Source organism: Amycolatopsis australiensis (assembly GCF_900119165.1).
Lineage (GTDB): Bacteria > Actinomycetota > Actinomycetes > Mycobacteriales > Pseudonocardiaceae > Amycolatopsis > Amycolatopsis australiensis.
Window position 1 is genome coordinate 6,558,579 of record NZ_FPJG01000006.1, and the last position, 21,897, is coordinate 6,580,475.

Annotated in this window: 22 protein-coding genes and 1 pseudogene; 11 read left to right on the forward strand and 12 right to left on the reverse strand. The window is 72.4% G+C overall.

The annotated features are described in order from the left end of the window. Positions 1-7: 7 nt before the first annotated feature. The 12 genes from BT341_RS31950 to BT341_RS45620 form a co-directional block, all read right to left on the reverse strand. Positions 8-1,624 carry a long-chain-fatty-acid--CoA ligase gene (locus BT341_RS31950; RefSeq protein WP_072479797.1) on the reverse strand — a complete coding sequence of 539 codons (1,617 nt, stop codon included), beginning with the start codon at positions 1,622-1,624 and terminating at the stop codon, positions 8-10. A 12-nt stretch (positions 1,625-1,636) separates the two neighbouring features. After that, complete coding sequence (locus BT341_RS31955) at positions 1,637-2,614, reverse strand: NADPH:quinone reductase (protein ID WP_072479798.1); 978 nt, start codon at positions 2,612-2,614, stop codon at positions 1,637-1,639. A gap of 19 nt (positions 2,615-2,633) precedes the next feature. Next, on the reverse strand, positions 2,634-3,596 hold the full coding sequence (locus tag BT341_RS31960) for an NAD-dependent epimerase/dehydratase family protein (protein ID WP_072479799.1): 963 nt from the start codon (positions 3,594-3,596) through the stop codon (positions 2,634-2,636). An 8-nt stretch (positions 3,597-3,604) separates the two neighbouring features. Beyond that, positions 3,605-4,429, reverse strand: a complete 825-nt coding sequence (locus BT341_RS31965) for an SDR family NAD(P)-dependent oxidoreductase (protein ID WP_072479800.1) — start codon at positions 4,427-4,429, stop codon at positions 3,605-3,607. A 2-nt stretch (positions 4,430-4,431) separates the two neighbouring features. Next, on the reverse strand, positions 4,432-5,775 hold the full coding sequence (locus tag BT341_RS31970) for an MFS transporter (RefSeq protein ID WP_084743064.1): 1,344 nt from the start codon (positions 5,773-5,775) through the stop codon (positions 4,432-4,434). A gap of 36 nt (positions 5,776-5,811) precedes the next feature. Next, positions 5,812-6,990 (reverse strand): LLM class flavin-dependent oxidoreductase, encoded by a 1,179-nt coding sequence (locus BT341_RS31975; protein WP_072479801.1) that lies wholly within the window; start codon positions 6,988-6,990, stop codon positions 5,812-5,814. A 31-nt stretch (positions 6,991-7,021) separates the two neighbouring features. Continuing rightward, positions 7,022-7,819: an alpha/beta fold hydrolase gene (locus tag BT341_RS31980; protein ID WP_072479802.1), complete on the reverse strand. Its 798-nt coding sequence runs from the start codon at positions 7,817-7,819 to the stop codon at positions 7,022-7,024. Positions 7,820-7,944: 125 nt separating this feature from the next. Continuing rightward, positions 7,945-9,162, reverse strand: a complete 1,218-nt coding sequence (locus BT341_RS31985; RefSeq protein WP_072479803.1) for an acyl-CoA dehydrogenase family protein — start codon at positions 9,160-9,162, stop codon at positions 7,945-7,947. Then, complete coding sequence (locus BT341_RS31990; protein ID WP_072479804.1) at positions 9,162-10,190, reverse strand: phosphotransferase family protein; 1,029 nt, start codon at positions 10,188-10,190, stop codon at positions 9,162-9,164. The genes BT341_RS31985 and BT341_RS31990 overlap by 1 nt, the downstream gene beginning before the upstream one ends. Beyond that, a complete protein-coding gene (locus BT341_RS31995; protein WP_072479805.1) occupies positions 10,190-10,978 on the reverse strand; it encodes an SDR family oxidoreductase in 789 nt (262 codons plus the stop codon). The genes BT341_RS31990 and BT341_RS31995 overlap by 1 nt, the downstream gene beginning before the upstream one ends. Continuing rightward, entirely contained in the window at positions 10,975-11,733 is a 759-nt protein-coding gene (locus tag BT341_RS32000) for an SDR family oxidoreductase (RefSeq protein ID WP_072479806.1), read from the reverse strand. The genes BT341_RS31995 and BT341_RS32000 overlap by 4 nt, the downstream gene beginning before the upstream one ends. Beyond that, positions 11,730-12,065 carry a hypothetical protein gene (locus tag BT341_RS45620; protein WP_072479807.1) on the reverse strand — a complete coding sequence of 112 codons (336 nt, stop codon included), beginning with the start codon at positions 12,063-12,065 and terminating at the stop codon, positions 11,730-11,732. The genes BT341_RS32000 and BT341_RS45620 overlap by 4 nt, the downstream gene beginning before the upstream one ends. Before the next feature lie 153 nt (positions 12,066-12,218). On the opposite strand from BT341_RS45620, the gene BT341_RS32010 reads away from it, so the two are divergent. The 11 genes and pseudogenes from BT341_RS32010 to BT341_RS32055 all read left to right on the forward strand — a co-directional run bounded on the left by BT341_RS32010 (position 12,219) and on the right by BT341_RS32055 (position 21,846). Beyond that, positions 12,219-13,127 (forward strand): alpha/beta fold hydrolase, encoded by a 909-nt coding sequence (locus BT341_RS32010; protein ID WP_072479808.1) that lies wholly within the window; start codon positions 12,219-12,221, stop codon positions 13,125-13,127. Between the two features lie 24 nt (positions 13,128-13,151). Further along, positions 13,152-13,853: a Crp/Fnr family transcriptional regulator gene (locus BT341_RS32015; RefSeq protein WP_072479809.1), complete on the forward strand. Its 702-nt coding sequence runs from the start codon at positions 13,152-13,154 to the stop codon at positions 13,851-13,853. 39 nt (positions 13,854-13,892) lie between these two features. Beyond that, a complete protein-coding gene (locus tag BT341_RS32020) occupies positions 13,893-14,843 on the forward strand; it encodes an alpha/beta hydrolase (protein ID WP_245805181.1) in 951 nt (316 codons plus the stop codon). Next, positions 14,836-16,026: a CaiB/BaiF CoA transferase family protein gene (locus BT341_RS32025; RefSeq protein WP_072479810.1), complete on the forward strand. Its 1,191-nt coding sequence runs from the start codon at positions 14,836-14,838 to the stop codon at positions 16,024-16,026. Before BT341_RS32020 ends, BT341_RS32025 begins: the two co-directional genes overlap by 8 nt. Further along, entirely contained in the window at positions 16,023-16,664 is a 642-nt protein-coding gene (locus tag BT341_RS32030) for an enoyl-CoA hydratase/isomerase family protein (RefSeq protein WP_072479811.1), read from the forward strand. Before BT341_RS32025 ends, BT341_RS32030 begins: the two co-directional genes overlap by 4 nt. 18 nt (positions 16,665-16,682) lie before the next feature. Beyond that, positions 16,683-17,471: an SDR family NAD(P)-dependent oxidoreductase gene (locus tag BT341_RS32035; protein ID WP_072479812.1), complete on the forward strand. Its 789-nt coding sequence runs from the start codon at positions 16,683-16,685 to the stop codon at positions 17,469-17,471. Positions 17,472-17,902: 431 nt separating this feature from the next. Beyond that, positions 17,903-18,127: a DUF7715 family protein gene (locus BT341_RS47965; RefSeq protein ID WP_425426410.1), complete on the forward strand. Its 225-nt coding sequence runs from the start codon at positions 17,903-17,905 to the stop codon at positions 18,125-18,127. A 43-nt stretch (positions 18,128-18,170) separates the two neighbouring features. Then, positions 18,171-19,144: pseudogene (gene dprA / locus BT341_RS32040) on the forward strand (DNA-processing protein DprA). A 324-nt stretch (positions 19,145-19,468) separates the two neighbouring features. Beyond that, positions 19,469-19,948, forward strand: coding sequence for a hypothetical protein (locus BT341_RS44620; RefSeq protein ID WP_143168701.1), 480 nt, complete (start codon positions 19,469-19,471; stop codon positions 19,946-19,948). A 102-nt stretch (positions 19,949-20,050) separates the two neighbouring features. Continuing rightward, a complete protein-coding gene (locus tag BT341_RS32050; RefSeq protein WP_072479815.1) occupies positions 20,051-20,287 on the forward strand; it encodes a hypothetical protein in 237 nt (78 codons plus the stop codon). A gap of 542 nt (positions 20,288-20,829) precedes the next feature. Next, positions 20,830-21,846, forward strand: coding sequence for a S8 family serine peptidase (locus BT341_RS32055; protein WP_072479816.1), 1,017 nt, complete (start codon positions 20,830-20,832; stop codon positions 21,844-21,846). The last annotated feature ends 51 nt before the right edge of the window (positions 21,847-21,897 follow it).

The window sequence follows — 21,897 nt, forward strand, 5'->3', positions numbered from 1 at the left end:
TCGCTCCTCACCCGCGAATGCGCATGGCCTCGCCGGACCATTCCCGCTCGCGTAGTTCGTGCTTGCGTACCTTGCCCGTCGACGTCTTCGGCAGTTCGGCGACGATTTCGACCTCGCGCGGCGCCTTGTAGCGGGCGATCCGCTCCCGCACGTGCGCGAGAACGCCGGCCTCCGTGGGGTTTCGCCCCGGCCGCGGGACGACGAACGCCTTCGGCCGCTCGCCCCACCGGTCGTCCGGGACGCCGACCACGGCCACCTCGAGGACGTCGGGGTGCGCGGCGACGGCGTGCTCGACCTCGACGGTCGAGATGTTCTCGCCGCCGGAGATGATCACGTCCTTCGCCCGGTCGCGCAGCTCGACGTAGCCGTCCGGGTGCAGGACGCCCAGGTCGCCGGAGTGGAACCAGCCGCCCGCGAACGCGGCCGCGGTGGCTTCCGGGTCCCGGTGGTACCCGTGCATGACGGTGTTGCCGCGCATCACGATTTCGCCCATCGTCCGCCCGTCGCGGGGGACGTCGCGCATGTCCCGGTCGACGACGCGGATGCCGTCCGACGGCAGCATCCCGACGCCCTGCCGGGCTCGCAGCGCCGCCCGCTCGCCGGCCTCCAGCCCTTCCCACGCCCGCTGGTGGACGTTCACCGCGTACGGGCCGTAGGTTTCGGTGAGCCCGTACACGTGGACGATCGAGAAGCCCATCCGCTCGGCCTCGGCGAGGGTCGTCGGGCTGGGCGGCGCACCCGCCGTCGTGACGACCAGCGGCCGGTCGAGCCGGTGCGCCCGCGGCGCGTTCAGGATCGTCGTCACCACGGTCGGCGCCCCGTTCAGGTGAGTGACGTGGTGCCGGTCGATCAGGTCCCAGACCCGGTCGCCCCGCACCTCGCGCAGGCAGATCTGCGTGCCGCCCGCCGCGGCCAGTGCCCAGGGCGTGCACCAGCCGTTGCAGTGGAACATCGGCAACGTCCACAGGTAGACGCTGTCCGCGTCGAAGGCGGAGTGGAAGATCTGCCCGAAGGAGTTCAGGTACGCGCCGCGATGGGTGTAGATCACGCCCTTGGGCCGGCCGGTCGTGCCGGAGGTGTAGTTGATCGCCAGGGGCGAGCGCTCGGACGTGACCGTCCACGCCAGTTCCCCGTCGTCGCGTGCCGCGCCGGCGAGCAAGTCCTCGAACGCGACCGCACCCGTGACTTCGACGCCGACGCCGGGCTGGGCCGGGTCGGCCGCGACGGCGATCGTGCGGACTGTCTCCAGCGTCCGGGCGACCGGCGCCACGCTGCCGGCGTACTCCGCGTCGAGGACCACCAGGGTGGCGCCCGAATGGTCGAGGATGTACCGGACCTCTTCAGGCGCGAGCCGCGTGTTGATCGCGACCAGCACGGCCCCGGCCAGCGGCACGGCGAACTGCGCGGCGAGCATTTCCGGCACGTTCGGCATCAGATAGGCGACCCGGTCGCCGGGGCGTACGCCGGCCGCCCGCAGCATGCGGGCGCGCTGTTCGACCTTCGCGGCGAATTCCCGGTAGGTCCAAACGTCTTCGCCGTACACGACAGCCGGTTTGCCGGGGTGGACGTTCGCTGACCGGTGCAGGAACGAAAGCGGCGTCAACGGGCTGATCGAGGTTTCCACGTCCGATTCCCTTCAGTTCCCGGCGATCCGCAAGACGACCTTGCCCACCGGCTGCCCCGCCACCCGCTCCTGTGCGGCGGCCACCCGATCCAGCGGATAGGCGAGCACCGGCAACGCGGACAGGGCGCCGGCCGCCAGCGCCGCGGAGGTCCAGCGGACCGCGTCGGACAGCTGACCGGCCGACAGTCCGTACAGGAGGACGAAGGCGAGCGTGATGTTCGCCTGCATGAATTCGCCGACCGGCAAGGAAAGCTGCCCCGCCGCGGCGTAGGTGGCGATCGTGCCGCCGGGCCGGAGGACGGCCATGTCGAGGGCCAGGTTCGCGCCGAAGGCGACCTCGACCACGCGGTCGACCGGACCGGCGAAGTCACGGATGCGCTCGGCGACGTCCCCGTCGGTGTAGCGGACGACCAGGTCGGCGCCCGCCCGTTCCGCGAGCGTGCGCTTGTCGTCGGAACTCACCGTCGCCACCACGCGGGCGCCGGCGTGCTTGGCCAGCTCGATCGCGTAGTGCCCGACCGCTCCGGCGCCGCCGGCGACGAGGACCGTCCGCCCTTTGACCGCGTCCGGGTCGCCACCGAGGCAGTGCGCGGCGGTGAGCGCGGGCACGCCCAGACAGGCGCCCAGGTCGTCGGACGCGTGGCCGGGCAACGGAACCACCCGCGCGGCGGGCACGATCGCGTACTCGGCCGCGGTGCCGTACCGGTTGCCGAACGCTGCCAGGTACAGCCACACCCGTTGCCCCGCCGTGAGCCCCGTGACGCCGCTGCCCACCGCGTCCACCACGCCGGCGCCGTCGTGGTGCGGGACCTGGAACCCGTCCGGCATCCGGCCGGTGAGCCCGGCGCGCGTCTTCCAGTCCGTGGGGTTGATCCCCGAGGTGACCATCCGGACCCGGACCTCGCCCGGTCCCGGCTCCGGTCGCTCCAGCTTGACGACCTCGAGGACCTCGTCGGCGGGGCCGGGACGGCGGTAGACCGCCGCCTTCATCGCTTCCCCTGCCGCGAGGTCACGACCGGCGCGACTGCACCAGTTCGTGGTAGTGCCGGATCGCCCGGTCCAGGTCGAAGCGTGGCCGCCATCCCAACTCCTCCTCCAATCGAGCGCCGTCCAGCGCCATGTAGTACGGATCCGGCATGGACATCGGGTCCGTGCCGGGTCCCACCTCGAGTGCCGCGCCGGGGATGACCCGCCGGATCGCGGCCGCGAACTCGCGCATCGACACCGGGCGCCCGGCGGCCACGTTGTACGCCGGGTGGCGAAGCGGTTCCGGGGCCAGCGCGACGGTCGTGATGGCGTCCGCGACGTCCAGGACGTAGATGATGTCGTCCCGCTCGTCCCCACCGTGGTCCACCGTGAACGGCCGGCCCGAAGCCGGCAGCTCGATCATCGAGCTGTAGGTGTTGATCGGGCCGGCGTGCCGCTGCAGCCTGCCCGGCCCGAAGATCGTGGCGAAGCGGAGGCTGACGCAATCGAGGCCGTGGTTGCGGCCGTACCACGCCATTACGTTCTCCGCGGCCAGCTTCGAGATGCCGTACATGCCGGTCGGGTGCAGCTCGCTGTCCTCCGCGACCGGCGCGTAGCCGGGAAAACCGCGCTCCCCGGTGGCCGGTGCGTACACCGCCTTCGAGCTCGTGTAGACCACTCGCCGCACGCCCGCGGCCACCGCCGCCGCGCAGACCGACGCCGTGCCACCGACGTTCACCGAAATCGCCCGGTGCGGATCGCGCTCGCAGTCGACGAACGCCGCGAGGTGGATGATGCAGTCCGGCCTGAGCCGCGTCACCGTTTCGGCCAGCTGCCCGGGATCGCCGACGTCGCCGACCACGAACTCGACGTCGGCCACGACGTCCGCGATCAGCGTGGTGTCGGCCCGGTTTTCGAAGACCGCGGTCTCGTGGCCCCGGCCGACGAGGTCCCGGACCACCCACGAACCGTTGACACCCGACCCACCGGTCACCAGTACACGCATCCGGGCTCCTACTGTCGTGTCTCGTCCGCCGCGAGGCGGCGGAACGACGGGACCATGGGCGCGTAGGCCGACATCCCGCCGTCGACGACCAGCACGTGCCCGTTGACGAAAGCCGACTCCGGCGAGGCCAGGAAGAGAGCGGCCAGCGCGACGTCGTCCGGCCTGCCGAGCCGGGGCGCGGACACGTGGTCGAGCATCACCTCGGTCTGCCGCGCGGAATACATCTTTTCGGTGGCGGGCGACACGATGTGCCCGGGCGCGATGACGTTGCAGCGGACGCCTTGCTTGCCGTACTCGGTGGCCAGCGTCTTGGACAGGCCGATCACCCCCGCCTTCGCGGTCGCGTAAGCCGGGCGGCCTTCCAGGGAAAGCCACGCGGCGAGCGACGTCGCGTTGGTGATGCTGCCTCCACCGGCGCGGATCATGTGCGGCAGCGCGTGCTTCGAGGTGAGCACACAGCCCATCAGGTCCACGCCGAGCTGCCTCGACCACACCGACGGGTCGGCATCGGCGACGAAGACGTCCCGGCCGACCAGGCTTCGTTCCGACGCGTAGTTCTGCAGCACGTCGAGACCGCCGAAGCTGGCCACGGCGAACTCGACCAGGTCGGCGACCTGCGCCTCATCCGAGACGTCCGCCGCGAACGGCTCGCCCACCCCGCCGTCCTCGCGAATGCGCTCCGCTGTCTGTGCTGCCTTCGTCTCGTCGATGTCGGCGACGACCACCTTCGCGCCTTCGCGCGCGAAAAGTTCGGCTGTCACCGCCCCGATTCCCGAACCGGCACCCGTCACCAGCGCCGAGCGCCCGGTCAGCCGGCCCGTAGCCGTTCCCATGCTCACTCCCTCCGATCCGACGTTCCGGCGGACCGGACCCGGCCCACGCACGTGATCACGACCACCAGCGTCACCGCCCCGCCGGCCATCGCGTACCAGGCCGGGGAAACCTTGTTCCCCGACAGTTCGATCAGCAGCGTCGCGACGAACGGCGCGGTGCCGGCGAAGAGCGCGGACCCGAAGCCGTAGGCGATCCCGAACCCGGAAACGCGCACCCGGGTGGGAAACAGCTCGGCGAACAGCACCGGGATGGCGCCACCGAACGCGGCGACGGGGATCCACAGGATCAGCTGCCCGAGCAGCGCCGCACCGAACCCCTTCAGCCCGATGACGAGCAGGGCGGGGACCGGCAGGAGCACCGTGAGGACGCACGCGAAGACGAGGATCGCCTTCCGGCTGTAGCGGTCGGACAGGTACCCGAACGCGAGCACGAGGAAGATCCCGACCGTGGTGGCGATGACCACGGTACCGAGCGCCTGCGCCGCGGGCAGGCCGACGACGCTGCGGATGTAGGTCAGCACGAAGGCCTGGACCGTCGACGACGCGATGTTGAAGCCGACGCAGATCCCGATCACGGTCAGGAAGCCCGGCCAGTGGTCCTTGAACAGGGCGCGCAGCGGGCTCTTCGCGCGGGCGCCGTCCGCCTTGAGCTCTTCGAACTCCGGCGACTCCGCGATGCGGTACCGCAGGTAGAGACCGATGGCCAGCAACGGGAAGCCCAGCAGGAACGGCACCCGCCAGCCCCAGGCCTCCAGCGTGGCGGGCGGCATCGACACCGTCAGGAGCAGGACCACGACGGTGCCGAGCACGCTGCCCAATGTGGACGAGAAGAACGCGAACGCTCCGTAACGGCCGCGGCGGTCGCGGGGCGCGTGCTCGACGAGGAAACTGGCCGAGGTCCCGAACTCGCCGCCCACGGAAAGGCCCTGCAGCAGCCGGGCGACGCACAGCAGCAGCGGTGCGGTGATCCCCGCGGCCGGGTAGGTCGGCATGACGCCGATGAGCACCGTCGTCAGTCCCATGATCAGCACCGCGATCGCGAGCGGGACCTTGCGTCCCCGCCGGTCCGCGAGCCGCCCGAAAACGATGGCGCCGACCGGCCGCATGACGAAACCGACGCCGAAGAGGGCGAACGTCGAGAGCACGGCGGCGATCGGGTCGCCGGGCGGGAAGAAGAGCTTCGAGATGACCGGGGTCAAGGACGCGAAGATCGCGAAGTCGTAGAACTCGAGCGCGTTGCCCGTCCCGGCGGCGACGATGGACCGCCGCGCGAGACGTCTGCCGTGCGGGCTTCCCGGTGCCGCCGGCAGCGGGCTTTCCGCGTCCAGGGAGGATGGTTGAGACATCGTTGTCCCTCCGATCATCTCGGTGTGCTGGGGGAATCAGACCGCGACGCGGTCCGTCACGCGGTCGAGCGCCGGCACGACGTCCTCGGCGAACCGCCGGATCCCGCGAGCCGTCTCGTCGTGGTCCAGGTGGCCCGCCTGGCCCATCAGGAGCAGGTGCCCGAAGCCGCCCACGTGCTCGTGGAACCGTTCGATCTGCGCCGCGACGCTGCTCGGGCTGCCCGCGAACAGGAGGCCGCGGTCGATGAGATCACGCACCGACAGGGAGGTCAGATCGGGGATCGGCGACGAGGCCGGCGCGCCGGAGCCGGAAGCCGCGCCACCACGAAGGCCGGCGGCGCGCACCGGGTACGGCATGTACCCGGGCGGGTAGGTGAACTCCTGCGTCACCTTGTTGCTGTGCAGGTACCACAGCAGTTTCCGCGCGCCTTCGAAACCCTCCTCGTCGGTTTTCCCGGTGTAGACCAGCGCGGCGTACCCGAACCGTTCGTCGCCCGGCTGTGGCTTGCCGGTTTCGGCGCACCGGTCGCGGTAGGCCTGGAAGACCTTCCGCGTCCCCTCGAACCCGGACAGGAACGTCCCGAGCCGGTAGCCGTGGTCGGCGATCCGCGGCACGCTGGCCGGGTTCACGGCGGTGACCCACACCGGCGGGCTGGGCTGCTGGTACGGCCGCGGCCAGATGTTCACCTGGCGGTGGTGGAAGAACTCGCCCTCCCAGTTGAACGGCCCGTCGTGCGTGGTCCAGGCCCGGGTGATCAGCTCGATCGCCTCCCACATGCGCTCGGTCATCCGGACCGGCTTGGCGTTGGTCGCGGCGACCTCGTACTGCACGCCGCGGACGAACCCGACGTCGAGGCGGCCGTGGCTGAGCAGGTCGACCAGGGCCATCTCTTCGGCGATGCGGACCGGGTCGGGCCGGTTCGCGACCGGGTTCCCGAGGATGAGGATCCGCGCCCGGCTGGTGACCCGCGCCAGCACGCCGGCGACCACGGGCGCCGCGGAGTTCATGCACGTGGCGGTCGAGTGGTGTTCGTTGACCATCACGTTCAACCCGCATTCGTCCGCGATCTCCCATTCGCGGATGTAGCGGTCCCACAGCCCGGCTGCGCGGCCGGGATCGATGACGCCGTTCGGCAGGGTGACGCGGACCGAGGCGTACGTCTCCGGGTCCGGCAGGTCGGGGTACGCACACTCGCTGAAGTGCCAGAACTGCATTTCCGAACGCTTCCTTCCTGTGTCCTTCGCCTCAGGCGGCGAGATCGGCGATCAGCTTCGCGACCGCGTCCGGGCACTCGACCTGGGCGCGGTGCCCGGCCCGGTCGATCTGCGCGAACCGCGCCCGCGGAATCCGCTCGGCGATGCCGCAGCCGTAGCCGGGGCTGACGATGCCGTCCCGGCCGCCCCAGATGACCGACGTCGGCACCGCGATGCCCTCGATCGCGCGGGCCAGCCCGGGGTTGTGCAGGTAGGGCTCCCACCCGTAGGTCGCGAGCGCTTCTTCGTTGCGCGCCACTTCGAAGACGTCTTCCTCCGGTGCCTTCCCGAGGTCGCCGAGCCGGTACCGCGCGTCGGCGTAGAGGTAGCGCTCGAGCTCCGCCCGGGGGGTCGCGAAGACGTCGGCGATCTCCCGCTCGAGCGGACCGCCGAATTTGACGCCCACCGAGCCGACGAGCGCCAGCCGGGAGATCCGCGCGCCGCCGCGCACCGCCATCTCCAGGGCCACCCAGCCGCCGAACTGGAGGCCGACGAGCGTGACGTCGGTGTGCCCGGACCGGTCGAGCCAGCCGAGGTACAGCGCGGCGAGGTCGCCGACCGATGTGCACCAGTCCGGCCGGGGCGACCGGCCGAAGCCGGGGTGGCTGGGCGCCACGACGGCGAAATCCTCGGCCAGGGCCTCGATGAACGCGGCGTCCTCCGCGGCCCGCTCGGCTCCGGGCAGAACCAGGGCGAGCCGGTGGCCGTCGCCGGCGAAGCGGGTGTCGAGGTGGACACCGGGGCCGAACTCGACGCCGCTGACGGCGTCCACGAGGTCGAGCGTCTGCACAATGCCTCCAACAGGTCGCGGCGGGTGTTCCTCCGGTGGCCGGCCCCGCTGGCCGGCTCCGTCGCGTCCGGTACGAGGAGTCTGCGCGCTCGCGGTGCCGAAGACTGTGACTTGGGTCCGGCGGCTCATCGGGCGAGTCCGCGCAGCTCGGCGCGGGCGAGCGCGGTCTTGTGGACCTCGTCGGGGCCGTCGGCGAACCGCAGCGCGCGGGCGAGCGCGGAGCCGTAGGCCAGCGGGAAGTCCTGGGACAGGCCGGCGGCACCGTGCACCTGGATCGCCTTGTCGACGATCCACCCGACGGTGCGCGGGGTGGCGATCTTGATGGCCTGGATCTCCGTGTGCGCGGCCTTGTTGCCCCGCGTGTCCATGAGCCACGCCGCCTTGAGCGTGAGCAGGCGCAGCTGCTCGATCCTGACGCGGGATTCGGCGATCCAGTCGCGCACGACCCCCTGTTCGGCCAGGGGTTTGCCGAACGCGACCCGCTCGCGGGCCCGTGCGCACAGCAGTTCGAGCGCGCGTTCGGCCACCCCGATCGCGCGCATGCAGTGGTGGATGCGGCCCGGCCCGAGCCGGGCCTGGGCGATGGCGAAGCCGTCCCCTTCGCCGCCGATCAGGTTGGCGGTCGGCACCCGGACGTCGTCGAAACGCAGTTCGGCGTGGCCGCCGTGCTCGTGGTCGTCGTAGCCGAAGACCCGCATGGCGCGGACCACGTGGAGGCCCGGGGTGTCCCGCGGCACCAGGATCATGGACTGCCGGTGGTGCCGGTCCGCGTCCGGGTCGGTCTCGCCCATGACGACGATGACCGCGGCGTTCGGGTTCATCGCCCCGGTGATCCACCACTTGCGGCCGTTGAGCACGTAGTGGTCCCCGTCGCGCTCGATGCGCGTGGCGATGTTGGTGGCGTCGGAGGACGCGACACCGGGTTCGGTCATCGCGAACGCCGAGCGGATCTCCCCGGCCAGCAGCGGCCGGAGCCACCGCTCCCGCTGCGCCCGGGTGCCGAACTGCGCCAGCAGTTCCATGTTGCCGGTGTCGGGTGCCGCGCAGTTCAGCGCGGCCGGCGCCAGCTGCGGGCTGCGGCCGGTGAGCTCCGCCAGCGGCGCGTACTGCTGGTTGGTCAGGCCGGCGCCGTGCTCCCCCGGCAGGAACAGGTTCCACAGCCCGCGCTCGCGTGCCGCCGCGCGCAGCTCGGCCAGGACGGGCACCGAGTCCCACGCCCACCGATCGCGCAGCTCGGCCAGCTGCCGTTCGAACACCGGCTCCGCCGGGTGGACGTGGTCGCGCAGGAATTCGGCCAGCCGGGCACGCAGGTCCTCGGTCCGGGCGTCGTGAGCGAAGTCCATCAGCGATCCTCCTTGACGGCGGTCAGCCCGATCTCCAGCAACGGCTCGGCCAGCGCGCCCATCCGGCCGGCCCCGGCGCCCGCGGCCTGCCCGTGCCGGTGGCGGTGCCGGACGCCGTCGGCGATCGCCGCGAGCTTGTACGCGGCGAGACCGAGGTGGAACCCGAAGTGCCGGGGGTCGCGGCCGCCGCGTGCGCGATACCGGCTGAGCACCTCGTCCTCGGTGAGGTGTCCCGGCGCCGAAGCGGCGTCGGAGACGACATCGCCGCCGGTGACCCCGCTCAGCCGCTGGTAGGCGATCAGCAGGGCGAGGTCGGCCAGCGGATCGCCGAGGGTCGCCATCTCCCAGTCGATGACCGCCGCCGGGCGGCCGGCGGCGTCGATCAGCACGTTGTCGAGGCGGTAGTCCCCGTGCACGATGCCCGGCGCGGACTGCTCGGGCACGTTCGACGCCAAGAGGACGCGCAGCTCGTCCGCCGCCGGCAGGGCACGGTCGCGCGTCGCTTCCAGCCGGTCGCTCCAGCGCCGCACCTGCCGGTGCAGGAAACCGTCCGCGCGGCCGAAGTCCGCCAGTCCCACCTCGGCCGGATCGACGGCGTGCAACGCGACGAGGGTGTCGACGAGGTGCTCCGAGATCGCGCGGACCCGCTCCGGACCGAGCCGGGCCAGCTCCGCCGCGCCGCGGAACGGCGTCCCGTCGACCTTTTCCATGAGGTAGAAGGGCGCGCCGAGCACGGAGTCGTCCGTGCACAGCGCGTAGGTCGCCGGAACCGGCACGCCGGTGCCCGCGAGGGCCGACATCACCCGGTGTTCGCGGCGCACGTCGTGCGCGGCGGCCGGCACGTGCCCGACCGGTGGCCGGCGCAGCACCCAGCGGCGTTCGCCGTCGCCGATCTCGTAGGTCAGGTTCGACCGGCCGCCGGCGATCAGGCGAGCCGACAACGTCCGCCCCGCCGCCTCGGGCAGCACCGCCGGCAGCCAGTCCGCCAGCCGGCGCAGGTCCAGGCCCGGCGGGTCCGCGGGGCCCATCAGGCCTCCCCCGCGGGGCCGGCCGCGGCCTCGATGTGCCGTTGCAGCTTGTTCATCCCGTCGAGCCACCGATCGGTGTCCGTGGCGCGCTGCCGGTAGAACCCCGCCACCCGCGGATGCGGCAAGATCAGGAAACGGTCGTCGTGCAGTGCCTGCCAGGTCGCCTCCGCCACTTCTTCGGGCGCGACGGCGTCGGCGGCCAGGACGTCGCGCAGCGGCCCGGCCGAGGCGAGCATGCCGGTCCGCACGCCCTGCGGGCAGACCGCCTGGACGACGATCCCGCGATGCCGGTAGGTGGCCGACAGCCACTCGGCGAACGCGACCGCGCCGTGCTTGGTCACCGAGTACGGCGCCGTGCCGAGCGCGGTCAGCAGTCCCGCGGCGGAGGCGGTGACCACGAACCGGCCGCCGCCGCGAGCCAGCCACCCCGGCAGCAGCGCGCGGGCGGCCCGCACGTGCGCCATCGTGTTGACCTCCCAGCTCGCCGCCCACTCCGCGTCGGTCGCGTCGAGGCCGCCGCCGCGCACGACACCGGCGTTCGCGAACCAGGCGTCGATCTGCCCGAGGTGCTCCCGCGCGGCCGACACGAGCGCGCGAACGCCGGCGGCGGAGGCGGCGTCGCCCGGGACGGCACGGGCGCCGATCTCTTCGGCCACGGCCGCCGTCGCGGCCGGGTCCAGGTCGTTCACCACGACACGGGCTCCCCCGGCCGCGAGGCGCGCCGCGAGCGCCTTGCCGATCCCGCCCGCCGCGCCGGTGACGACGACACCCCGGCCCGCGACCGTCATCGGGCCGCCCCGCCCAGGGTGACCCCGCCGTCGACCACCAGCAGTTCGCCGGTGATCAGAGCGGCGTCCCCGGAAAGCAGGAACGCGACCGCGCTGCCGATGTCCTCGGGCTCGCCCAGGCGCTTGAGCGGGTACGCCGCGGCCACCTGCTCCTCACGGCCCTCGTACAGCGCCGCGGAGAACCGCGTCTTCACCACCGCGGGGGCGACCGCGTTGACCCGGATCCGCGGGCCGAGCTCCACCGCGAGCAGCTTGGTGATCGCGACGAGCATGGCCTTGCTGGCGCCGTAGAACCCGACACCCGGTTCGGGCTTGATCGCCGAGTGCGACGCGACGTTGACGACCGCGCCGCCGTGCTCGCGCAGCCAGGCGTGGTGGGCCCGCTGCACCCAGGACAGCGCCGCGAGGCAGTTGACTTCGACGATCTTGCGCGCCAGCACGAGGTCCAGCTCGACCATCGGGCCGTACCACGGGTTGATGCCCGCGTTGTTGACCAGCATGTCGAGGCCGCCGAACCGTTCGACGGCCAGCCGGACCGTCTCGTCCTGGTGCCCGGTGTCGTCGGCCTTCCCGGCGACACCGAGCGCGACCTCGGGGCCGCCGAGCCGCGCCACGGCCTCGTCGAGTTCGGCCTTCCGGCGGGCGGTGATCACCACGCGCGCACCGGCCGCGACCAGCCGCTCGGCGATCGCCAGCCCGATCCCGCGGCTGGCACCGGTCACGACGGCGGTCCGGCCGTCGAAGCTGTTGCTCATTCCGTGTCTGCCTTTCGTCCGGCTCGGCCCCAGTCGACGTGCGCGCGGACCCGGCGGCCATCGGCGCTGAGCCAGCCGTGTGCCTCGGCGTGCCCGAGCATCGCCGCGAACCGGTCGTGCCAGCCGGCGTCGCGGTCGCCGGCCGCCGCCCGCAACCAGGCGACGTCGAGCCAGGCGTGCGCACCGGCCACCTCGCCCGCGCCGGCGGCGCGCAGGGTCCGCGACAGCGTTTCCCAGCCGGGCGCGCTCGCCTCGGCCCGGACGGACAAGGAGCCGAAGTCGTCGGCGGCGCGCAGCCGCGGCGTCCCGGAGTCGGCGATGTGGACCAGCATGGTGCGAAGTCTGCGGCCCGGACGGCGGCCAAGACTGTGACCTGGATCCGGGCATCTCGCCGCCGAGGCGCCGGACCTGGGTCACAGACGGGCTCGCCGCCGGTTGGCGACGATGAGCCGGATCGCCGGCCCCACCGCCCAGGAGGAGCAGACATGACGACGTGTCCCCCGGTCGTGACATCCGACGGCGTCCGCCTGCACGTGACCGACACCGGGACCGGAAGCGCGGTGCTCTTCCTGCACGAATACGCGGGCGACCACCGAAGCTGGTCCCGTCAGGTCGCCGGGCTCCGGGACGAGCACCGGTGCATCGCCTACGCCGCGCGGGGCTACCTGCCGTCCGACGTCCCGACGGACCCGTCGGCCTACTCGTGGCAGCGGGCCGTCGACGACGCGATCGCCGTGCTCGACGCGCGGGGCGTCGAATCCGCCCACGTCATCGGCCTGTCGATGGGCGCGTACACGGCGCTTCAGCTCGGTCTGCGGCATCCGGCCCGGGTACAGTCGGTCATGGCTGTCAGCGTCGGATCGGGTTCGGACCCGGCGACCCGCGCCGCCCATCTCGAGGAGATCGGCGTGGTGTCGGACCGGCTCCGCACCCACGGAGCCGCCTTCGTCGGGCGCAAGGCCGCCGAAGGGCCGAGCCGGATCCAGCTCAAGATCCGCAACGAGCCGGCGTGGCGCGAGTTCGTCGACCAGTTCGCCGAGCACTCCGCGGAAGGGCTGGCGCTCACCATCCGCGAAGTCCAGGGTCGCCGGCCACCGCTGCACGACCTGGTGGGTGACCTGGAGGAGTTCTCCCGTCCCCTCCTCGTCGTCATCGGCGACGAGGACGACGCCTGCCTGTCGACCGGGCTGCTGCTGAAGCGAACCGTGCGCTCGTGCGGGCTGCAGGTCCTCCCCCACAGCGGGCACGTCCCGAACCTCGAGGATCCCGGGCAGTTCAACGCCATCGCCCGCCGGTTCCTGCAGTGCGCCGAATCAGGCACCTGGCCCGAACGGGACCCGAGGTCGCGGTGCACCGCGCAGTTCGGCCTCGACCGGCCGGACTCCGCCGCGTGACCGCGACCAGGAGAGGAGGCGAGCATGGATTCACCAGCGCCGGGCATCCCGGCCGCCGCGTTGGCGGCGTGGTCGAAGAGCTTTCTTTCCGGCCAGGACCCGGAAATCCGGGACACGCTGCTGCAGGGCAGCCGGGTCGTGTCGTACCCCGCCGGTGCGCTCATCTGCCGGGGCGACCCGGGCGACTACCGGGTCGCCCTCGTCCACCACGGCCGGGTGCGCGCCAAGGTGACCGCCTGGGACGGCCGTGAGGTCACCACCCGGTACCTGACCGCCGGCCACATCACCGCCGTGCCGGCGATGCTCACCGACGGCGCGCCGTCGTCGCTGGAAGCGGTGACCCCGTGCGAGGTGTCCCTGTTGAACCCGGACACGTTCCGGCGCCTCATGCGCACCAAGGCCGAGCTCTGCTACCAGGTCGCCGTCTACCTGGCGGAGTCCACCTATGAATCCGTGGCCTACCTCGAAGACAACCTCTTCGGGTCGGTCCAGCAGCGGTTGAGCAGGCACCTGCTGGAGATGGCCACCCCGACCGTGAACGGGCTGCTCGTCCAGACCGACCAGACCGAGCTCGCCAGGGCCATCGGATCGGTGCGGGAGGTGGTCGCGCGTGCGCTCAAGAAACTCAGCGACACCGGCGCCATCCGCCGCTCCCGGCGCCAGATCTGGATCGAAGACCCGAAGCTGCTGCGGTCGTTCGCCTCGACGGACCTGCGGAGCCGTTGAGCCGCGACCATTCCCGCGGCCGTCCGGAAGTGAGGACCTTTGCGCAAGTACCGGATAGACACCGAGCTGGTGCGGTCGGCGGCGGCACTGCCGCGCATCGATCGCACCGACGTCGCGGCGGCCCGGCGGACCATGGCGGACCGCGTCGCGGATCGCCCGGACGGCTCCGCCGACGACGGCGTGACCACGGAGGACTGCTGGTGCGCCGGCGCCGACGGACGGCCCGTCGCCCTGCGCGTCTACCGCCCGGAACGCCGCACGAGGCGGGGCGCGATCTACCACGTGCACGGCGGCGGCTTCATCCTGGGCGACCTGCGGATGAGCCACCACCGGAACGTGGAGATCGCGCGTGAGACCGGCGCCGTCGTGGTGTCGGTGAACTACCGGCTGGCGCCCGAGTGGCCGTTCCCGGTACCCGCCGAGGACGTCTACAGTGGACTGGCCTGGCTGCACGAGCGGGCCGCCGAGCTGGCGATCGACCCGTCACTGGTGATCGTGCACGGCGTCAGCGCCGGTGGTGCGCTCGCCGCTTCGGCGGCCCTTCTGGCTCGCGACCGGAACGGGCCGCCGATCCGGTTGCTGTTCCTCGCGTCCCCGGTCCTGGACGACCGGCTCACGACCGACAGCGGCCGCCGGTTCACCGACACCCCGGCCCTGACCCGGCGTGACGTCGAGGTGTGCTGGTCGGCGTATCTGGGCCGGCTCGACCGGGGGACCGGCGCGGTCCCGGCCTACGCCGCGCCGGCCCGGGCCGCCGACCTGAGGGACCTGCCGCCGGCGTACGTCTCCGTCGCGGAGTTCGATCCCCTGCGTGACGAGGCGATCGAGCACGCGCAGGCACTCCTGGCGGCAGGGGTTTCGGTCGAGCTGCACCTGTTTCCCGGCACCTACCACGGGTCCGCGGCCGTCCGCGACGCGGCGGTCAGCCGGCGCCAGCTGACGGAGGAGATCGCCGTGCTGAAGACCGCTTTGGAGCCGTCCCGTGCCTGATGCGAACACGCACTTCCTCAGCGGCACCCGGGTCCTGGACATCACCGGGGCGCTGGCGGGCCCGTACTGCACGACGATCCTGTCCGACCTCGGCGCCGAGGTCATCAAGGTGGAGCCGGTGTCGGGCGACCCGCTCCGGCGCCGGCTGGTCGGGCCGCGGCGGCGTCCGCTCCCGTTCGACCTGATCCACCGCAACAAGCGCAGCCTCGCGGTCGACATCAAGACCGAGCGGGGCCGGGACATCGTCAAGGCGCTGGCGACGCGCTCGGACGTCCTGGTGGAGAACTTCCGGGTCGGCGCGCTCGCCCGCCAGGGCCTGTCCTACGACGACCTCAAAGGCGACTGCCCGGACCTGGTGTACTGCTCGATCTCCGGCTTCGGGCAGTTCGGGCCGTTGCGGGACGCGAAGGGCATCGACCTGGTCGCCCAGGCCTACGGCGGGCTGCTGAGCGTCACGGGCAGCACCGACGGGACGCTGGCGAAGGCCGGCTACCCGATCGGTGACCTCGGTACCGGGATGTGGGGCGCGATCGGGGTGCTGGCGGCGCTGCTGCGGGCTCGTGCCGGGCTCGGCGGATCCCACATCGACGTCTCGCTCGCGGACACGATCGCCGGGTGGTCGTTGTGGGAGGTGGCCGACGCCGTCGGGACCGGGGACGCGCCGGAGCCGCTGGGCACCGCGCACCGGCTCGTGGCCCCGTACGAAGCCTTCACCTGCGGCGACGACGCCGTGCTCGTGATCGGTGTCACCGAGCGGTCCTGGCCGGCTTTCTGCGCCGTGCTGGACATCGACCTGTCCGGCGACGACCGCTTCGACGGCGAGTACGCGCGATTCGTGCACCGCGCGGAACTCGCCGAGCTCCTCCAAGCGCGGTTCCGGACGGCGCCGCGAGACGTGTGGATCGAGCGGCTGCGCACGGCGGGGGTGCCGTGCGGACCGGTCAACACCGTGCCGCAGATGCTGGACGACGCCCAGTACGCCGCCCGCGGGATGTTTCCGGACGACGCCGGGCGGTTCGGGCACGACCGCATCGTGAACACTCCCCTCATCGCCGACGGCGCTCCCCGTGCCCGGCGGAAGGCCCCCGCGCTCGGCGAGGACACCGTCGCCCTGCTGACGGAACTGGGCCTCGGCGACCGGGAGATCCAGGCGATGGCGCGGGACAGGGTGGTCGGGCGATGACCGAGCAGCTGCGGCTGGACGTCGTGGACCGCGTCGCCCGGCTCACCATCGACCGGCCCGGCAAGCGCAACGCCATGTCGGGGGCGATGTGGGCGGCGCTGCTCCGGCACGTCAGGTGGGTGGAAACGACGCCCGGCATCACCGCGGTCGTCCTGCGCGGGGCCGGTGGGTCCTTTTCCGCGGGCGGTGACCTGGCGGAGCTGGGCGAACCGGATCCGGCGCTGGTCCGGCGCTACCGGGAGCTCGCCGAGGAGGCCGTGGTGGCGCTGATGGACCTGGCGGCACCGAAGTTCGCGGAAATCGACGGCCCGTGCTTCGGCGCTGGCTGCAGCCTCGCGTTGGCCTGCGACGTGCGGGTCTGTGCACCGGCCGCCCGGTTCGGCGTTCCGGCGTTGCGCAACGGCCTCACCTACGAGCCGGTCTTCGTGCGAAGGCTCGTCCGGATCGTAGGTCCCGGCCCCGCCGGACTGTTGCTCTACGGAGGCGAACGGTGGACCGGCCACGAGGCCGCCGCACGCGGCCTGGCCGACAAGTGCGTCGACGACACCGCATCGGCGGTCGAGCGGCTCCTGGCCGGGTTGCGCGGCGCGGATGCCGCCGCCGTCGCTTCGATGACCTCGTCCCTCAGGGCATCCTGACTTCCGAAAGGCCGGCCCATGGATCTGAACCTCGACGGTGCCCGCGCGATCGTGACCGGCGGCTCACGCGGAATCGGGCTCGCCGTGGCCCGCGGCCTCCTGGCGGAGGGCGCGAAGGTGGCCCTCGCCGCCCGCGGCGAACAGCGGCTCGCCGCCGCGGCGGAAACCCTCCGCGGCGACGTGCTCACGATCCCCGCCGACACCACCGACGACGCGTCCGTGCGCGCCATGGCCGACCAGGTCGTGCGCGCGTGGGGCGGCGTCGATGTGCTGGTGAACGCCGCCGCACAGCCGTCCTTCGCGTCCGCTCCCGCGGCGCTCGCCGATCTGGCGGAGGGCGACGTGCAGGCGGACTTCGACACGAAGGTGCTGGGCTACCTCCGGTGCGCCCGTGCGGTCGCACCGCACATGGCGGCGCAGGGCTGGGGCCGGATCGTCAACGTCTCCGGCCTCAACGCCCGCCGCACGGGCTCGCTGTCCGGCACGATCCGCAACGTCGCGGTCGCCGCGCTGACCGCCAACCTCGCCGACGAGCTCGGCCCGCACGGCATCGGCGTCACGGTGGTGCATCCCGGCCTGGTGGAGACCGAGCGCACGGCCGGGCTGGTCGCCGCCCGGGCACGAGAAACCGGGTCCACGCCGGAGCGGGTCCGCGCGGACCTGGCCGCGACGACAAGCCTGCGCCGCCTGATCACGGCTGCCGAAGTGGCGGACGTGATCGTGTTCCTCAGTTCCCGCCGCGCAACGGCCATCGTCGGCGACGCGGTGAGCGTGGCCGGCGGCCACCGCGGCGTGGTGCACTACTGACGCGCAGTCCCGTCGCCGCGGCCGGTCAGGCTTCTTCGAGCAGAATTCCGCCGGCCGACGCCGACCTGAATGAAATTGTTTCGGCTCGGGGCAGGCGCCCTCCCCCAGCGACCTGGCCCCGAGCCGGGAACCCAGTGACCGCGGGAGGTCGAGCGGATCAGGGTCCCCAGAAGAGTCCACTGTGGTCACTCCCTGTGGACCACCGCGGATCTCCTTCTCGAACCAGAGCCCCAGAAACGATAATTCGCCACAATTGTGGCGACTTTTGATATAACTTTGAGTATCGAGTCCTGCACGAGATGCAGTAACCGCCGGCGACCTCCCCATCCGCGCGACCGCGGCAGGGCACAGCCGCCGACCAGTGCAGCAGACCCGCAGTCCGGGGCAAGCCCGCCGTCTACAAGGGACGCCCGCGGAATTCGGCCGGGGGCTTGCCCCGGACCTGCGGGACCCGCTGGCGAAGTCCGCGTCCACCGCCCACCCCGCGGGCGTGGCCACCGAGGAGGACTCCGTGCTCAAGTCACCCCCGCAGCTGCGCCGACGCGGCGAACGACGCGACGGAACTGCTGCGGCTCGCGGCCGCGTGGCCGGTCGGCACCGTCGTCGAACGCCGCGGCGACGAGATCCGCGTCCGGCGCTTCCCGAGCGAGACCTGAACTCCCCGAGCACGTGAATCCACACCTCTGCCGAAGGAGTTTCATGTCCGCGTCCGCCGATGTCCGCCGCGCTCGCGCGTTCCTCCAGTGCGCGATCGAACCCACCAGCCCGGTTCTTCACCGTTACGTCACCGACGTCGGGCCGGTCGAGGCCGCCCACCGGCTGGCCGAACGCACCGCACCCACCGACGTGCTCGGCGTAGCCCGGCCCAGCGTGAGCTGGACACGCGCCGACGCAGGCCTGCAAGCCGCAGCCCGGCTCGGTGCCCGGTTCGTCATCCCCGAAGACGACGAATGGCCGACCGACGTCTTCGGCAGCCTGAGCACCCTCACCACCGACGACGACACCCTCGGCGGGCCGCCGCTGGGCCTGTGGATCCAGGGCGAGCCGCGGCTGGACGAGCTGGCGTCCACGAGGTCGGTCACGATCGTCGGAGCACGGACCGCCACCGAGTACGGCGAGCACCACGCCGCAGAATTCGCCTACACGCTCGCATCGCGGAATGTGACGGTGTTCAGCGGCGCCGCCTACGGCATCGGCGGCGCGGCCCACCGCGGAGCCCTCGCGACCGACCGCCCGGCCGCCACCGTCGCCGTCATGCCGTGCGGTCTCGACGGTACCTACCCGGCCGGACACGTCGGCCTGCTCCAGCGGATCGCCACCGCCGGTGCGATCGTGTCCGATACCCGCCCGGTGTCCCACCTGCCCGCCATCGATTTCTGCAGCGCCACCGGCTGTTGGCCGCGTTCACCCGCGCGACGGTCGTGATCGAGGCCCGCCGGCGCAGCGGCGCCCGCCATGCCGCGCGCGTGGCCGCCGAACTCGCCCGGCAGGTCCTCGCCGTTCCGGGTCCGGTGTCCTCGGCAGCCGCCGCCGGCTGCCGCCAGCTGATCCAAGACGGCACCGCCCGCCTGGTCACCTCCGCCGACGACGTCCTCGCCGCGATCGACACTGCCGACTCCGCGGACACAGAACCGGAGGCGGGCGTCCCGGCGCGTGCGGCCGACGGACGCTAGCGCACGCCCCGACGGCGGCCCGGACCTGACGCCGACCTGGTGACACCGAGCGGCAACGCGGGCCGCCGTCGGACGCGCGCTCGGGGCGGTGGCGGCTCACACCTTCGTGGGCCGCCACCGCCTCCCACGGCCTACACGCCGGGAGGCCGATCCGAGGAGCGCCGACCGTGACCGTGTACCTGACCCCCGGCGAACTGATCGATCCCTGCCCGGCACCTGCACCGACAGTCTGCATGTCGTCACCCTGCCGGCCCCTGCCCGACGCCCCGGGGACGGCTCGTCTCGCCCACCGGCACGGCGTTCCCCGCCACCCGGGTGCAGGACATGAGTACCCGCGAGATCGCCGAACGCCTGCAGGCCGCCCTACCTGCCGACCACGACACCGACCTGGCCGTCGTCGTGATCGCCGAAAACCACGCTCGGCAGCGGCTGCCGCTGCGGGCCGCGATCGCCGCGCTCGAGACCGACCTGCAGCCCGCCGGGCACACCGTCATCGGCCGCTACTGGGCCCCGCACACCCGCCCCCGGCGCCCCCTGACGCGACTACCGCCGCCCTCCACCCACCTCGGCACCGTCATCGCCCCACGGACCGACCTCGACTACGCAGCCCCGGTCCAGCTGGGCGGCGACGCGCCGACACCGACTTGGGGCCTGCCCTTCACCGACACCGGCGAGACCCTGCCAGCCAGCATTGGGCCGCTTCGCCCGCCGAGTCGTGTCGCACATGGTTCGTCGCGTCGACGAGGCCCACCGAGTCGTCGCCCACGCCACCACCCAGGCCGGCCACGGCGAATTCGTCGATGACGTCGCGGCCTTCGCTGTCACGACTGCGCTGGCCGACAACGCCGTCTACGGGCCGATTCTCCTGCCGCCGACCTCGACCCGCAACGGGTCGAGCAGCTGTGGATGGCTCTCTACCGCGGCAGCACCGAGCCGGCGGCTCGTGCTCGGCTGGCCACCTTGATCGCGGCCAGCGCCCTCCGCCGCGGCGACCACCACCTCACCGCCTGCGCCCTCGCCCACGCCCACGGAGCGCCAGGCGCCGCGACCGTCGGATTGCTGTTCCAGCACCACGCCGGCGCCGAGGTCGTCGAACAGCAGCTGGACGAGACCGCCGGCAGGGTCGGCGCCGCGCGCTGCTAGCCGACGCCGACACGCAACCCGGCCACGGTGTCCTACGCATCGCTACATCCTCCGCGACGCTGCGACCCTGCCTCTCAAGGAGGGCGACGACGGCCCGCCGGTTTGACTGACACCCGTCGGGGGCGGCTTCGAGAGGGCAACCGACGAGGAGTCGCGATGGCCGGGCCGACCCGTTGGCACGTGATCCCGAGGACCGCCCTGCTGTGCTGGCTGAGCTGCCGTCGCGGTGCTCTCGAGGGGACCGGCACCAGCCGTCACGGCGTCGCGAAGACGCTGCCGGAGCGGAACCGGGTGACGTCGTCGCGGCCGTCGAACCAGGAAGAAGAATCTGAGCCGAACGCAACGCCCCAGGGCGTCGTATACCCGGAACTGCGGCCGTCGCGCCCGGCAACGCGCGCACCCCGGTCTCGGCATCGCTCGACCTCTTCGCGCTTCGCATTCGTGCAAGACGTGGCGGCCCGCTGTTCTTACCATCCAGAAGAGTGGACCGATTCCGCCCAGGGCCGATTCGCCGAGTGCTATTGTCTCTCGCCGCAAACGGGATGGCCGCCGTCATGGTCGCCACCGGCGTGGCAGATCCGGTGCGGAGAGGCGAGTACTGGCTCGCGCAGCTTCATCTGGAGCAGGCCTGGCAGTACAGCGAAGGCGCCGGGGTCGTCGTCGGGGTGATCGATACCGGCGTGAACAGTGATCACCCCGATCTTGCCGGCGCTGTCCTGCCCGGCCGCGCATTTCCGGACTTGGGCAGCGGTACTCACGACGACTGGGGGCACGGCACGACGGTCGCCGTCCTCATCGCGGGACGCGGGCACGGACAATCCGCCGGAACACTCGGCGTCGCACCGAAGACCGTGATACTTCCGGCAAAACTCGCCGGCGGCGCGCAAAGCGCCGACGACGCAATCCACTGGGTGGTCGACCACGGAGCCAAGGTGGTGAACCTGTCTCTGGGCGGAGACGCACGGACCGACAGTGAGCAGGCATACGACGACGGCCTGCGCTACGCAGCAGAACACGACGTCGTCGTGGTGGCGGCGGCCGGCAATCGTCCGCACGACGCCGCGGTGGTCAGTCCGGCCAACCGGCCCGGCGTGATCGCGGTGTCCGCCGTGGACGCTTCAGGCACGTTCCGGGACGACATCAGCGTCCAGGGCCCCGAGGTCGCCCTGGCAGCCCCCGGCGCCGACATCACCACGCTCGCCGACACTCCGCAGGGCAGGGTGCCGCGCCAGGAGAACGGCACCAGCTTCGCCGCGGCCATCGTGTCGGGGACAGTTGCCCTGCTGCGGGCGAAGTACCCGCAGCTCGACGCGACGGCCGTGACCCGCCGGCTCACCAGCACGGCACGTCGTCCGGCCGGAGGCGGCCGGGACAGCAGATACGGCTTCGGCGTCGTCGATCCCCTGGCTGCCCTGACCACCGATCCGGAACCGCCGGCCTCTCCGCGTACCGGCTGGTCACCGTGGTGGCCGGCGGGCGGAGCCGTGGTGATCGGGGGCGGCGTGCTCTGCTGGTGGACCAGTTCCAGGTCGCGGCGGGCTACCCGCGGCAAGCGATGACGCATAGGAGGGCGACTACCCACGCTGACAGCCGCCCTCCCGTCATGACAC

Coding starts and splice junctions, on each gene's coding strand:
- BT341_RS31955 (WP_072479798.1), bottom strand. CDS start 2,614: ATGAAGGCGGCGGTCTACCGCCGTCCCGGCCCCGCCGACGAGGTCCTC.
- BT341_RS31960 (WP_072479799.1), bottom strand. CDS start 3,596: ATGCGTGTACTGGTGACCGGTGGGTCGGGTGTCAACGGTTCGTGGGTG.
- BT341_RS31965 (WP_072479800.1), bottom strand. CDS start 4,429: ATGGGAACGGCTACGGGCCGGCTGACCGGGCGCTCGGCGCTGGTGACG.
- BT341_RS31970 (WP_084743064.1), bottom strand. CDS start 5,775: ATGTCTCAACCATCCTCCCTGGACGCGGAAAGCCCGCTGCCGGCGGCA.
- BT341_RS31975 (WP_072479801.1), bottom strand. CDS start 6,990: ATGCAGTTCTGGCACTTCAGCGAGTGTGCGTACCCCGACCTGCCGGAC.
- BT341_RS31985 (WP_072479803.1), bottom strand. CDS start 9,162: ATGGACTTCGCTCACGACGCCCGGACCGAGGACCTGCGTGCCCGGCTG.
- BT341_RS31990 (WP_072479804.1), bottom strand. CDS start 10,190: ATGGGCCCCGCGGACCCGCCGGGCCTGGACCTGCGCCGGCTGGCGGAC.
- BT341_RS31995 (WP_072479805.1), bottom strand. CDS start 10,978: ATGACGGTCGCGGGCCGGGGTGTCGTCGTCACCGGCGCGGCGGGCGGG.
- BT341_RS32000 (WP_072479806.1), bottom strand. CDS start 11,733: ATGAGCAACAGCTTCGACGGCCGGACCGCCGTCGTGACCGGTGCCAGC.
- BT341_RS45620 (WP_072479807.1), bottom strand. CDS start 12,065: ATGCTGGTCCACATCGCCGACTCCGGGACGCCGCGGCTGCGCGCCGCC.
- BT341_RS32010 (WP_072479808.1), top strand. CDS start 12,219: ATGACGACGTGTCCCCCGGTCGTGACATCCGACGGCGTCCGCCTGCAC.
- BT341_RS32015 (WP_072479809.1), top strand. CDS start 13,152: ATGGATTCACCAGCGCCGGGCATCCCGGCCGCCGCGTTGGCGGCGTGG.
- BT341_RS32030 (WP_072479811.1), top strand. CDS start 16,023: ATGACCGAGCAGCTGCGGCTGGACGTCGTGGACCGCGTCGCCCGGCTC.
- BT341_RS32035 (WP_072479812.1), top strand. CDS start 16,683: ATGGATCTGAACCTCGACGGTGCCCGCGCGATCGTGACCGGCGGCTCA.
- BT341_RS44620 (WP_143168701.1), top strand. CDS start 19,469: ATGAGTACCCGCGAGATCGCCGAACGCCTGCAGGCCGCCCTACCTGCC.
- BT341_RS32050 (WP_072479815.1), top strand. CDS start 20,051: ATGGCTCTCTACCGCGGCAGCACCGAGCCGGCGGCTCGTGCTCGGCTG.
- BT341_RS32055 (WP_072479816.1), top strand. CDS start 20,830: ATGGCCGCCGTCATGGTCGCCACCGGCGTGGCAGATCCGGTGCGGAGA.